The organism is Streptomyces sp. bgisy100, assembly GCF_057709105.1.
Genome location: NZ_JBYITE010000020.1, coordinates 68701 through 81419 on the forward strand (window position 1 = coordinate 68701; position 12719 = coordinate 81419).

The 12719-nt window shown below is 73.4% G+C and carries 8 protein-coding genes; 4 read left to right on the forward strand and 4 right to left on the reverse strand.

Annotated elements, in window-relative coordinates; translation table 11 throughout:
• The first annotated feature begins 43 nt into the window (after positions 1-43).
• Positions 44-1117, forward strand: a complete 1074-nt coding sequence (locus tag AC3EQ1_RS16030) for a S1 family peptidase (protein WP_432094977.1) — start codon at positions 44-46, stop codon at positions 1115-1117.
• Positions 1118-1356: 239 nt separating this feature from the next.
• Here AC3EQ1_RS16030 and AC3EQ1_RS16035 read toward each other — a convergent pair whose 3' ends face one another.
• Positions 1357-1797 (reverse strand): subtilase-type protease inhibitor, encoded by a 441-nt coding sequence (locus AC3EQ1_RS16035; RefSeq protein ID WP_351507470.1) that lies wholly within the window; start codon positions 1795-1797, stop codon positions 1357-1359.
• 573 nt (positions 1798-2370) lie between these two features.
• Here AC3EQ1_RS16035 and AC3EQ1_RS16040 point away from each other — a divergent pair.
• Both AC3EQ1_RS16040 and AC3EQ1_RS16045 read left to right on the forward strand, forming a co-directional pair.
• The gene (locus tag AC3EQ1_RS16040) at positions 2371-5913 is read left to right on the forward strand and encodes a DNA polymerase III subunit alpha (RefSeq protein ID WP_432095010.1); all 3543 of its coding nucleotides are present in this window, start codon (positions 2371-2373) and stop codon (positions 5911-5913) included.
• A 140-nt stretch (positions 5914-6053) separates the two neighbouring features.
• Positions 6054-7064, forward strand: coding sequence for a DNA polymerase Y family protein (locus AC3EQ1_RS16045; RefSeq protein WP_432094978.1), 1011 nt, complete (start codon positions 6054-6056; stop codon positions 7062-7064).
• Between the two features lie 115 nt (positions 7065-7179).
• Here AC3EQ1_RS16045 and AC3EQ1_RS16050 read toward each other — a convergent pair whose 3' ends face one another.
• Positions 7180-8307 carry an RNA polymerase subunit sigma-70 gene (locus AC3EQ1_RS16050; RefSeq protein WP_432094979.1) on the reverse strand — a complete coding sequence of 376 codons (1128 nt, stop codon included), beginning with the start codon at positions 8305-8307 and terminating at the stop codon, positions 7180-7182.
• Positions 8308-8833: 526 nt separating this feature from the next.
• Here AC3EQ1_RS16050 and AC3EQ1_RS16055 point away from each other — a divergent pair.
• Positions 8834-9703 carry an esterase/lipase family protein gene (locus AC3EQ1_RS16055; protein WP_432094980.1) on the forward strand — a complete coding sequence of 290 codons (870 nt, stop codon included), beginning with the start codon at positions 8834-8836 and terminating at the stop codon, positions 9701-9703.
• A gap of 235 nt (positions 9704-9938) precedes the next feature.
• Here the strand turns inward: AC3EQ1_RS16055 and AC3EQ1_RS16060 are convergent, their stop codons facing one another.
• On the reverse strand, positions 9939-11009 hold the full coding sequence (locus tag AC3EQ1_RS16060; protein ID WP_432094981.1) for a lytic polysaccharide monooxygenase: 1071 nt from the start codon (positions 11007-11009) through the stop codon (positions 9939-9941).
• Between the two features lie 371 nt (positions 11010-11380).
• Positions 11381-12556, reverse strand: coding sequence for a methyltransferase domain-containing protein (locus AC3EQ1_RS16065; RefSeq protein ID WP_432094982.1), 1176 nt, complete (start codon positions 12554-12556; stop codon positions 11381-11383).
• Positions 12557-12719: the final 163 nt, after the last annotated feature.

Genomic DNA, 12719 nt, shown 5'->3' on the forward strand with positions numbered 1-12719 from the left:
ATGCTCCCCACAGCAGGCCCAACCCCCCACTGGAGGTCTTGACTTGAAGCACCGACGGATCACCAAGCGGCGCACCGCGATTGCGGGCGCGGCGGCGGCAGCCGTCGTCGGCGCGGCGTTCACTCTGCAGAGCGCCACCGCCACCCCCGCTCCGCCCCGGGCCGCGGACCTGCTGTCGGCACCGGCCGCCGCGAAGCTGGCCTCCTCCGTCACGTCCGATCTGCGGGGCGACACCGCGGGCGCGTACTACGACACCGAGGCCAGGAAGCTCGTGGTCAACGTCGTGGACAAGACCGCCGCGGACAAGGTCCGGGCGAAGGGCGCGGTCGCGAAGGTCGTCCAGCACACGCTGGCCGAGCTCAAGGAAGCGCGGACGACGCTGTCGGACAAGGCGACCATTCCCGGTACGTCGTGGTCCGTCGACCCGCGGAAGAACAAGATCGTCGTCACCGCGGACCGGACCGTCAAGGGCGGCAAGCTCCGCAAGCTCGACACGGTGCTGGACAGCCTGGGCAGCAAGGTCGCGCTGCAGCGGACCTCCGGTGCATACCGGCCCTTCGTCGCCGGCGGCGACGCGATCACCAGTGGCGGCGGTCGCTGCTCGCTCGGCTTCAACGTGACGGTCGGCGGCGAGCCCGCCTTCATCACCGCGGGGCACTGCGGCAAGAAGGGCAGCGAGTGGTCGGCCGACGGTGCCGCGATCGGCACCATGGAGGACTCGCAGTTCCCGGGCAACGACTTCGCACTTGTGAAGTACTCGGGCGACACCGAGCACCCCAGTGCGGTGAACCTCTACAACGGCAGCACTCAGAAGATCACCGAGGCGGCCGAGGCGACCGTCGGCCAGAAGGTGAAGCGCAGCGGCTCCACCACCCAGGTGCACGGCGGTGAGGTGACCGGCCTCAACGAGACCGTCAACTACCCGGAGGGCACCGTCGAGGGGCTCATCAAGACCAACGTCTGCGCCGAGCCGGGCGACAGCGGCGGCGCGCTGTTCGCCGGTTCGTCGGCGGTCGGTCTGACCTCGGGCGGAAGCGGTGACTGCTCCGCCGGTGGCACCACGTTCTTCCAGCCGGTGCCGGAGGCGCTGGAGGAGTTCGGCGCCGAGATCGGCTGACGCCGGGCGGGTCGCCCCGCAGGTGTTGCGGGCCGCAGGCCCCGGGTACGTCCGACGTACCCGGGGCCTGCGCTGTTGCGTCCGGGCCCCCCACGGCCCCGGTCGCTGCCGGCCGGCGCCCCCACAGCACCGGTGCGGCTCAGCGGCCCCCCGGATGTTCTCCGGGTCCTGCAGGAGGGTTCCCCTCCCGGCGGGGAGGATGCGCTCTCCCGGGCGGGCAGGGAATCACTCCCTCCTGGTCAGAAGGCGAAGACGTTCCCCTGGGTCGTCCCCTCCATCACGCACTGGTTGGCGAAGGTCTGCGACCAGGAGACGCGACGGCCGTTCCAGACCCCGTCCGCGGTGACCGTGACCGGGTCGTAGATCCTGGTGCACACGGTGCCCGGTGCCGGGGGCTGGGTCAGCGCGGAGAACTCGCCGTTCACGGCACGGAGCTGGGAGCACGCCTCGGCCGCGGCCGGGTGGTCCCCGCCGGGCCTGGGGGTGCAGCGCAGCACGACGGCCCGCTGCACGGCCGCGGTCGCCGCGTCCTCGCCCTTGCCGATGGTGAGTACCAGAGCCGACGGTGCGTAGAGGCTGCTCTGACCCTGGCTGTCGGCGTGTGCCACGGCGGTCGTGCTCGCCAGGCAGCCGACGGCCAGGGCGGCGGCCGCCCCCAACGCCCCAATGGTGTAGCGCATTTCGAAGGCTCCTTCTGTTCGCGGGTGCAGATGCCGGACGGGAGTCTTGCTCATGCGAACGGTGAACGCACACCGAGCGGTCACTTCTGGTCGCCACACCGGAACACACTGTGCCCGAATGTATATTCGGGCAGGTCGGAGGGGGTGTGAGGCTGTCGAAGATGTGTCCGACATGTGGACGAAAATTCCCGCTTGAAGCAAAAACTTCCGTCTGACCTGCGCAAACGCTGTGCAACGTTCCTGGCTTGTCGTGCCACCTCGGCTGGAAAGTGCCGTTCGGCTCCGGCGTGTCGCCGGGCTTCGGTGGGGGCGGCTCGACTCGCCCCGGGCATATGTCCGCAATCGGACCGGTCTCCGGGGCGCCTCGGGGCTGCCGAGTGCGGGGTGGTGGGTGCGGATCGCGCCGTCCCGCCCTGTTCACCAGGGGGGTGTGCGGTGTTCACCGGCAGTCCGGGCGGCGCTCCGGCGGGCCGTCCATATCGATCGTACGAATGTTCGATCCTTGGTCTATGGTGGAGACCGGGGAGACAGAAAAGTTCCGGCCAGGGGGTGTACGAGCTGCAGGAGGTGCGGGTGTCCGGGTTCACGCATCTGCACACCGTCTCCGGCTTCTCCATGCGGTACGGGGCCACCCATCCGGAGCGGCTCGCCGAGTGCGCCGCGGAGCGGGGCATGGACGCCCTCGCGCTGACGGACCGGGACACCCTCGCCGGCGCGGTCCGGTTCGCCAAGGCGTGTGCCCGGGCCGGTGTGCGGCCGCTGTTCGGGGCCGCACTGGCCGTGCGGGGACAGGCGCCGGACGGTTCCGGGCGCACGCTCGGCCGCACGCCCCCGGGGCGGCGGAACCCGGTGCGCGGCGGCGCCTTCCTCGACGAGTCAGCGCCCCGGGCGGTCTTCCTCGCCCGGGACGGCGCCACCGGCTGGGCCGGACTGTGCCGCCTGGTCTCGGCCGCCCACGCGGGCGACGCCGGACAGCCCCTCCTGGACCGGTCCGACCTGGAGAGGTCCGCGGACAGCGGGCTGACCGTGCTGCTCGGCCCCGGCTCCGACGTCGGCCGGGCCCTCGCCGAGGGCCGCCCCGACCGGGCCGAGCGGCTGCTCGCCCCCTGGCGGGATCTGTACGGCGGCGCGCTCCGGCTGGAGGTCGTCCACCACGGGCGCGGGGGCACCGGGCCGGGGTCGCTGCGGCTCGCCGCCCGTACCGTCGGCTTCGCCGCCGACCAGGGCGTGCCGGCCGTCCTGAGCAACGCCGTCCGCTACGCCGACCCCGGGCAGGGCCCGGTCGCCGACGTGCTGGACGCCGCCCGCCTCCTCGTCCCCGTCGACCCGCGCCGGCCCGACCGGCTCGACAGCGGCGAACGCTGGCTCAAGGACGAACGGGACATGGCCCGCGCCGCCGAGCGGATCGCGGAGGCCGCGGGCTTCCGCCGGGACGCGGCGCACCGCCTCCTGGAGGAGACCCGGCGGACCGCCGCCGCGTGCCGCGTCGACCCCGAGGACGACCTCGGCATCGGCACCGTGCACTTCCCCGAGCCGCGGCTGGTGGGTGCGGAGCGGCGCACCGCCGACCGCGTCCTGCGCGGCCGGTGCGCCGCCGCGATGGTGCTGCGCGGCTACGACCGCGAACGGCGGCGCTGGGAGCGGCTGCACGAGGAACTGGCCATCATCGAACACCACGGCTTCGCCTCGTACTTCCTCACCGTCGCCCAGGTCGTCGACGACACCCGCGCGCTCGGCATCCGCGTCGCCGCCCGCGGCTCCGGCGCCGGATCGCTGGTCAACCACCTCCTCGGCATCGCGCACGCCGACCCCGTCGAGCACCACCTGCTGATGGAGCGCTTCCTGTCGCGGGAGCGGCGGGTGCTGCCCGACATCGACATCGACGTGGAGTCCGCCCGGCGCCTCGACGTCTACCGCGCGATCTTCGACCGCTTCGGGGCGGAGCGGGTCGCCACCGTCGCCATGCCGGAGACCTACCGGGTGCGGCACGCGATCCGGGCCGTGGGCGCGGCCCTGGGCATGGACCCGGCCGAGACCGACCGGCTCGCCAAGGCCTTCCCGCACATCCGGGCCCGCGACGCCCGTGCCGCCCTCGCCGAACTGCCGGAGCTGCGCGCGGTCGCCGCGGAGGGGGACCGCTACGGACGGCTGTGGGAGCTGGTGGAGGCGCTGGACGGACTGCCCCGCGGGATCGCCATGCACCCCTGCGGAGTGCTGCTGTCCGACGCCTCGCTGCACGACCGCACCCCCGTCGTCGCCAGCGGTGACGGCTTCCCGATGGCGCAGTTCGACAAGGACGACGTCGAGGACCTGGGGCTGCTCAAACTGGATGTGCTCGGGGTGCGGATGCAGTCCGCGATGGCGCACGCGGTGGCCGAGATCGCACGGGCCACCGGGCGGGGGCCGGATCTGGACGACCCCGCGCAGGTGCCGCCGGGCGACCCCGCGACCTACGACCTGATCCGCTCCACCGAGACCCTCGGCTGCTTCCAGATCGAGTCCCCGGGGCAGCGCGATCTGATCGGCCGGCTCCAGCCCGCCACCTTCCACGATCTCGTCGTCGACATCTCGCTCTTCCGGCCCGGCCCGGTCGCCGCCGACATGGTGCGCCCCTTCATCGAGGCGCGGCACGGACGGCGGGTGCCGCAGTGCCCGCACCCCGACCTGGCGGACGCACTCCGCGAGACCTACGGGGTGGTCGTCTTCCACGAGCAGATCATCGAGATCCTGTCGGTCATGACCGGCTGCGGACGGGGGCGCGCCGACGAGGCCCGCCGCGCGCTGTCCGACACCGAGCGGCAGGGGCGGGTACGGGCCTGGTTCGCGGCGGAGGCCGCGGCCCGGGGGTACGCACCAGAGGTGGTGGAGCGCACCTGGGAGATCGTCGAGGCGTTCGGCTCGTACGGCTTCTGCAAGGCGCACGCCGTGGCCTTCGCCGTGCCGACCTACCAGTCGGCCTGGCTGAAAGCCCACTACCCGGCTGCCTTTTACGCGGGGCTGCTCACCCACGACCCCGGGATGTACCCGAAGCGGCTGCTGCTCGCGGACGCGCGGCGGCGCGGGGTGCCGATCCTGCCCCTGGAGGTGAACCGGTCGGCCGCCGACTATCGAATCGAACTGGAGTCCGGTGGAAAGTGGGGCATTCGCCTCGCGCTCTCCGAAGTGCACGGCATCAGCGAGGCCGAGACGGAGCGGATCGCGTCCGGCCGTCCGTACACCTCGCTCCAGGACCTCTGGCACCGGGCCCGCCCGGGGCGGCCGGTCGCCGAACGGCTCGCCCAGGTGGGCGCGCTGGACGCGTTCGGCAACAACCGGCGCGACCTGCTCCTGCACATCGCCGAACTCCACCGGCACCAGCGCGGCACCACCGCCCGCGCCGGACAGCTCCCGCTGGACGCGGACGCCCGGCCCGCCCTCGCGGAACCGGCCGGACTGCCCGACCTCGACGCGGGCGAACGCCTCGGCGCCGAACTGGGCGTGCTCGGCATGGACACCTCCCGGCACCTCATGGGCGACCACGCCGCCTTCCTGGAGGAGTTGGGGGTGATTCCGGCCAAGCGGCTGCGCGCCGCCCGGCACGGCGAGACGGTGCTCGTCGCCGGTGCCAAGGCCGCCACCCAGACCCCGCCGATCCGCTCCGGCCGGAGGGTCGTCTTCACCACTCTCGACGACGGCACGGGCCTGGTCGACCTGGCCTTCTTCGACGACAGCCACGCGGCCTGCGCCCACACCGTCTTCCACTCCTGGCTGCTCCTCGTCCGCGGCACGGTCCAGCGGCGCGGACCGCGCAGCCTCAGCGTGGTCGGCGCGGCGGCGTGGAACCTCGCGGAGCTCGCGGAACTGCGCCGCGAGGGCGGTCTGGACGCGGTCGCGGCGCGGCTGACGTCCGGCGCCCCGGGGGACTCGGGGGAGCCGGGAGGCCCGGGGGAGCGGCCCGACGGCGGGCCCGGCGCGGAGCCGGCGTCCGGGGCGCCCGCCGGCTCCGCGGACGGCCGCCGCATCCACCTGTCCACCGGCTACGCCATGCACCCCTGGGCGGACCTCCGCCCCGCGGGCGACCCGGCCGCCACCGGCCGCAAACTGTGGCACTCCAGCCCGGGGAGCGCGGGCCGATGACCTCCCCGACTCCTCGGAAAGCGGCCCCGGCCCCTCGGAAGGCGGCCCCGACTCGGAAGGCACCCCCGGCTTCCGGGAGCGGGCCCCGGGCTCTGCGGAACACGGCCCCGGCTTCCGGGAGCAGGCCTTCGACGCTGTACGTGCGGTTCCGGACCGCGGGGACGGAGACGGCCCCCGGCGAGGAGACCTATCCGGAACTCCTCGGGCTGCTCGCCGAGTTCAGCCCCGTGATCGAGGCCCTCCCGCCCGACGCGGCCCTCGTCGACGTCCGCGGCGCGCTGCGCTACTTCGGCCGGGACGCCGTCGGGATCGCCGGCCTCGTCCGGGTCCGGGCGCTCGCCCGGCACGGCGTGGACTGCACCGTCGGGGTTGCGGGCAACCCCCTGCTGGCCCGCCTGGCCGCCCTCGACCCCGCGCCCGGTGACGCGATCCGTACCGTCCCCGACGACCCCGGCGCGATGGCCGCCTTCCTCGCGCCCCGGCCGGTCACCGCACTCCACGGGGTCGGCCCGGCCACTGCCCGCACCCTCGGCGCGTACGGACTGGACAGCGTCGGCCGGATCGCCGCCACTCCGCCGGCCACCCTCCAGCGCATCCTCGGCGCGAGCGCCGGGCGCCGGGTGTACGACCGCGCGCACGGTATCGATCCCACCCCCGTCTCCTCGGCTCCGGGGCACGGGCCGGCAGGCGCCACGACGCGCTCGGTCAGTGCCGAACAGCGCTTCGACCACGACGAGCTGGGTGCGGACCTCAGGCGCCGGGCGCTGCTCGCGCTCGCCGCCGACCTCGGCTTCCGGATGCGGGCCGACGGCCGGGTGGCCCGCGCGCTCACCCTCACCGTCCGCTACGCCGACCGCACCACGACGACCCGCACCCAGGCGCTGCCCGAGCCGACCGCCCACACCCCGGCCCTGGCCGCCACCGCCTATGCGCTGCACGACGCGCTGGGCCTGCAGCGGGCCCGGGTCCGGGCGGTCTCCCTGCGGGCGGAGGACCTGACCGGCCCCGAACGCTCCGGCCGGCAGCTCACCTTCGACCGGCAGGCGGCCAACGCATGGCTCCTGGAACCGGTCCTCGACCGCGCCAATATGCGCTGGCCCGGGGCGGTCCGGCCGGCCGTCCTGGCGGACCCGCCCCGCCGCACCGCGTGACCGGCGGGCAGCGCCGTCGCGCTCGTGCACGGCGCGGCTCCCCGTGGCCTTCCGTTGCACGGCGCCGCTCCCCGTGGCCTTCCGGCAGCGGGCGGACCCGTCAGCGGACGGACCGTCAGAGGGTGAGCCCGAGCCCGAACGCGGGGAAGAGTTCGGCGTCGAAGGTGGTGATCTCCGCGATGGCGCCGCCCTCGACCCGCAGCACGTCGAGTTTGAACGCCCGGTGGCCGGATTCGCCCTCCGGACGCAGGTAACCGGCCGCCGCCGGCGAGCGGTTGGCACCGGTCGGCAGCAGCTTCCAGTCGCCGGGCCGCTGCGGACCGAAGGTCTGCTCGAAGAGCGGGGCGAGCGCTGCCCGGCCCTCGTAGGACCACGGGCGGGGCAGCGTCGTGACCCGTACGTCCTCCCGCAACAGCGCGCTCAGGGCGGCGGTGTCGGCCTGTTCGTGGGCGTCGACGTAGCGCCGGAGCAGCTCCGCCTCCGCCTCCGCGTCCACCTCCGCCGCGCCCTCGCGTCCGGCCGCGGAGCCCGGGTCGTCCAGGTGCGGCGGCCGGTGCTCCCGGAGGGTCGCCCGGGCGCGCTGCAGCGCACTGTCGGCCGCCGTCGCGGTGGTACCGAGCAGTGCCGCGGTCTCCTCGGCCGCCCGCCCGAGCACATCGCGCAGCACGAGCGCGGCCCGCTGCCGGGGCGGCAGGAGCTGGAGGGCCGCGAGGAAGGAGAGTTCGATCGTCTCCCGGGTGACGGCCGCGGGCCCCGGTCCGCCCCCGCCGGGCGCGGCCTGGTCCAGCAGCCGGTCGGGATAGGGCTGAACCCAGGGCACCTCCGCGATGGAGTGCAGCGCCGGCAGCCTCCGCTTGTGCCGCAGCGCGTCGTGGCAGACCACCGTCGCGATCCGGTACAGCAGGGTCCGGAACTCCGGTTCCCGTGACGCCGGATCCCCCTCGGCGCTCCTCGTCTGCCGCCGTGCCCGCAGCAGCGTCTCCTGCACGAGGTCCTCGGCCTCCTCGAACGAGCCGAGCATGCGGTAGCAGTGGATGTGCAGCTCACGGTGGTGCCGCTCGGCGAGCAGGGCGAACGCCGACCGGTCGCCGCCCGGCGTCGCACCGCCCGGCGCGGCAGGGGGCGACGCCGTACCGGACGGGGCGTCCCCGGGGTGGCTGCCGGGGCCGGGCTCAAGGTGACCGGGCTCGTGACGGCCGGGGACGGGCTCGTGGTGGCCGGGGGTGGGCTCGTGGTGGGGCACGGACGGGCTCTCCCGTTCCGGATCGGATGGGCCCCTGCACAGTAGAACGCGCGGAGCGGCGGGAACCGACCGGCGCGCGGCAGGGCATCCGGCTGTTGTCCGTCACGCGTTCCCCGGCGGTCCTCACGTGTCCGCGTCCTACGGCCCGTTGCGCGTCGTCCGGTCACGGGCCGGCGACCGCACACCTCCGCACCGGGTCGTCGCCCCCCGGCCTTGTGCCCGCGGGGGCGCCGGCCGTCGGGTGCGGAAGCCGTTCCGTGCGTGGGGGCAGGTCCATGCTGGTGGGGCGTTCGCGGGCTGTTCGGAAGCCGTTTCCGTATACCCGCTGCCCCCGCCCTGGGGCGGCGGGTGGGGCGGAGTGCTGCTCCTGAGGTGAATTATGAAGAGTGCATGACATTCTCTTTGCCGCCGCGTGACTGGCCAGACGTGCTACTCGTCCGTAATTTGACATGAGCACAGCTTTCTTGTGATCCGGATCACAGGGTTCACGGTCACCCCACTCCGTGTCGCCCCGCGAGGAGATCACATGAAGCTGCCCTGGAAGCGAGCGCTGCAGCTGCTTCCCGCCCTCCTGCTCACCGCCGCACTCACCGCCACCCCGGCGGTGGCGGACGACAGCACCGCTGCCCGTACCACCTCCAGCGGCTGGAACGACTTCTCCTGCCGGCCGTCCGCGGCCCATCCCCGTCCGGTCGTGCTGGTGCACGGCACGCTCGGCAACTCCATCGACAACTGGCTCGGCCTCGCCCCCTACCTGGTGCAGCGCGGTTACTGCGTCTTCTCCCTGGACTACGGCCAACTGCCCGGCGTTCCCTTCTTCCACGGCCTCGGCCCCATCGAGGCGTCGGCCCGTCAGCTCTCCGCCTATGTGGACCGTGTCCTGGCGGCCACCGGCGCCGCCGAGGCGGATCTGGTGGGCCACAGCCAGGGCGGGATGATGCCGCGTCATTACCTGAAGTTCCTCGGCGGCGCGGCGAAGGTGAACGCGCTGATCGGGCTGGCGCCCGACAACCACGGCACCACCCTGAACGGACTGACGTGGCTCCTGGACCAGTTCCCCGGAGCGAAGGACGCCGTCAGCCGGTCGGCCCCCGGCCTCACCGACCAGGTGGCGGGGTCGGACTTCCTGACCAGGCTCAACGAGGGCGGTGACACGGTGCCCGGCGTCCGGTACACGGTGATCGCGACCAAGTACGACGAAGTCGTCACGCCGTACCGGTCCGCCTTCCTGTCCGGGCCCGACGTGCGCAACGTCGTGCTCCAGGACCTCTGTTCCGTCGACCTGTCCGAGCATGTGGCCATCGGTCTCCTCGACCGGATCGCCTTCCACGAGACCGCCAACGCCCTCGACCCGGCCCACGCCACGCAGACGAACTGCCTGTCGGTCTTCAGCTGACCCACGCGCGGTCTTCAGCTGACCCACGTGCGGCCTTCGGCTGACCCACGTGTGGTCTTCGGCCGCCCCACGCGCGACGGCCCCCGGCACGCGACGGTCTGAGAACCGTCGTGCGCCGGGGGCCTTTTCCCGCCCCGTCACGGTGCTGCCGCCCCCCGGGGGGAGGAGGTGCGGCAGCCCGGCCCACTGGGGCGGTGGTACGGAGGCCTGGAGCGGTGGTACGGAGTCGCGCGGATCAGCCGCGTCGGTGGGCGGCCTTGCGTCGGGTGGCGAACAGGACCGAGGCGCCGAGCGCGAGGACCGCCGCGCCGCCCATCGCGAGGGGAGCGGTGCTGCTGTCGCCACCGGTCTGCGCGAGGTGTTCCTCGTCGACCGGCTGGGTGATGGCGCCCTTCGCCACGGGGGCGTTGCCCGCCGGGGTGTCCTCGCCGGTGGCCGTGGTGCCGGCCGCGTCGGCGCTCCGTGCGGACGAGCCGCGTGCGGACGAGGAAGTCTCGGCGCCGTTCTCCGGCCGGGTGCCGTGGCCGTGTTCCGTCCCGGTGCCGTGGCCGGTGTCACCGCCGTGCTCGGCGGCTCCGTGGCCGTTGTGGTCCACGGTGGACCTGGCGGCGCCGGCCTCGATCTGCTGATCGCTCGGCCCGCTCGCCGCCGCGGCGGAACGGACTCCGCTGCCCTTGCCGAACACCACGTCGGAGCAGGTGTAGAAGGCCTCCGGGCTGTCCGACCGCTGCCAGACGCTGTATATCAGGTGCCGTCCCGTCCGCTTCGGCACCTTGCCGCTGAAGACGTACTCGCCGTTCACCAGCTTGGGGTCGCTCACCTTCGCGAAGGGCTTCGCCTCCAGGTCGGACCACTTGAGCGGCTTCTTCGGGTTGTAGCCGCTCCTGGTCAGGTAGAGCGCGAACGAACCCTTGTGGGGTGCCGTGGCCTTGTAACGGAAGGTGTGCTTGCCGGCGGACATCCGGGAGGACGGCCAGTCGGCCCGCGGCAGGTCGAGCCCCTTGTACTTGTCGCGGCCGGCGCTGCACAGCTTGCCGTCGGGGATGATGCTCCGGTGCTTCCCGGCGGCGTCCGCGATGTTCACTTCGTTCCAGTCGTACAGCGGCTGGGTCCCGCCGGCCGCGACAGCCGCCTTGCATGCGCCCGACTTGGGGCTCTCCGGACCCTCGGCGAAACAGGCGGACACCCGGCTGACGGGGTCGGTCATGGAACCGTGCGCGGCCGCAGGCCCGGCGGCCAGCCCGGCGAGCGCGAGCGGCGCGAAGCCGGTGGCGACGAGCCGGGCGGCCTGACGACGTGCGGTCATGTGGGGTTGCTCCTTCAGGGTGTTCGGGGGAACTGCGGGCGGGGGCCGGCCGGCGGTTCCGCCCCCCGAATCCGGCGGCACCGACGGCCGGAACCCCGCCCCGGCGATCAGCACGCTAGACCGGCGGGACGGCGAAAAACGCCCTGAGGAGGGGGAGAAGGGGATCGTTATGGTCCGCTTAAGGGGAAGCTAAGCGGGGGCTCAGTCAGTGGGTGTCGGCGGGGGTGGCGGGGTGTGGAGCGGATGCTTCCGGAACCGGGGGCGAGGTCTCCGAACGGGGCGGAAGGCCGTCGGCCCCCATGCGGTGCGGGGGCCCCGGTGATCCGCCCTACGGAAGCGGATGACCGGGGCCGGTCATAGGACGCAATGCCTCAGACAGTCCAGGAGTCGGCCGGATCGTCCAGCCAGGCCCGCTGTCCCCCGGCGGTGACGGTCAGGCCGAAACGGGTGTGTTCGGGCTTGCCACGGCCGGTCCACCACCGATGGGCCGCCTCCACCTCGTCCCACAAGCGGCGGGACCCCGACTGCCAGACGTGCGCCGTCTCTCCGTCGCGGAACATCACGCATGCCCAGGAGCGGTCACCCAGCCCGTAGAACCAGACCGGGCGGGCTCCGTCGCGTTTGTCGGCGACGGACTGGACACAGCCCCGTACGCGGAGCCCCAGAGCGAAGGGCAGGGCGGTGTACCTTCCGTGGACGAACTCCGCTTCGGTGATCTCCGTGGTGGAGGTGTCGGCCCCCTCCATGGCTTCCGCCGGGACGTACTCGGCATGGTCGGCGGACGGCAGCCGCTGAGCGCGGAGCTTCATGAACTCCACAGGACGGGTGAAGCGCCCGGATGCCTCACCGTCGCCGACGACGAGCCGGACGACGGCATCCGCGTTGCTGTAGTGCGTGCCCCAGGGAGCGACGACCAGACCGCCCCGCCGGGTCTGCTCGATCCACGCTCCGGGGATCTCCCGGACTCCAACGGTGGCCAGCATGCGGTCATACGCTGCCGCGACGGCGTGGCCCCGGAACCCGTCGCCCACGACCACCTCTGGGTACAGCCCGGCAGCGCAGAGCCGCTCACGGGCATGTCGTGACACCGAGGGATCCACCTCGATCGTGGTCACGTTCCCGTGGCCGAGCCGGTGGGTCAGGGCTCCGGCGCTCTCGCCGGTACCCGTACCGACGTCCAGCACACGCATTCCCTGGTCCACATCGAGGGTCCGGAGCATCGCGTACACCACGGAGGGCATGGAGGAGGAACTGGTGGACACCCTCCCGGGTTCCGGGCCGGAGTGCTCACCGTCATCCCACTGGGTCACGATGGGGACGTTGCTGTCCGCCTTCGCGTACCAGGCGTCCGGGTCGTCCGTCCGCTCCAGTGCGATGCTCCTGCCCGCGTCCATGTCGAAAGGCCACATCAGGTCGGGCAGGAAGGCGGCCCGGTCCACGGCCGCGAAGGTCGGAGCCCAGTCCGACGACAACGCACCTGTCGCGACGAGGACACGCCCCAGCTCCGTACGGCTGGGGCGGTCCGCCTGCGCGGAGTCGCGCGTCACTTGCGATGTGTCCCGTCACCGGGCGGGGTGTCGCCGTCCGGTGACGGCGGTTCCTGCGGAGGCGTCCAGGGCTGGCCGGGATGTCCGTCACCCCCGTCCCCGCCACCTTCGCCGTGTCCTCCGTTCAGGAAGCCGTTGATCCGGTCCTTGCGCATGTCGGGCC

Coding starts and splice junctions, on each gene's coding strand:
- AC3EQ1_RS16035 (WP_351507470.1), bottom strand. CDS start 1,797: ATGCGCTACACCATTGGGGCGTTGGGGGCGGCCGCCGCCCTGGCCGTC.
- AC3EQ1_RS16055 (WP_432094980.1), top strand. CDS start 8,834: ATGAAGCTGCCCTGGAAGCGAGCGCTGCAGCTGCTTCCCGCCCTCCTG.
- AC3EQ1_RS16060 (WP_432094981.1), bottom strand. CDS start 11,009: ATGACCGCACGTCGTCAGGCCGCCCGGCTCGTCGCCACCGGCTTCGCG.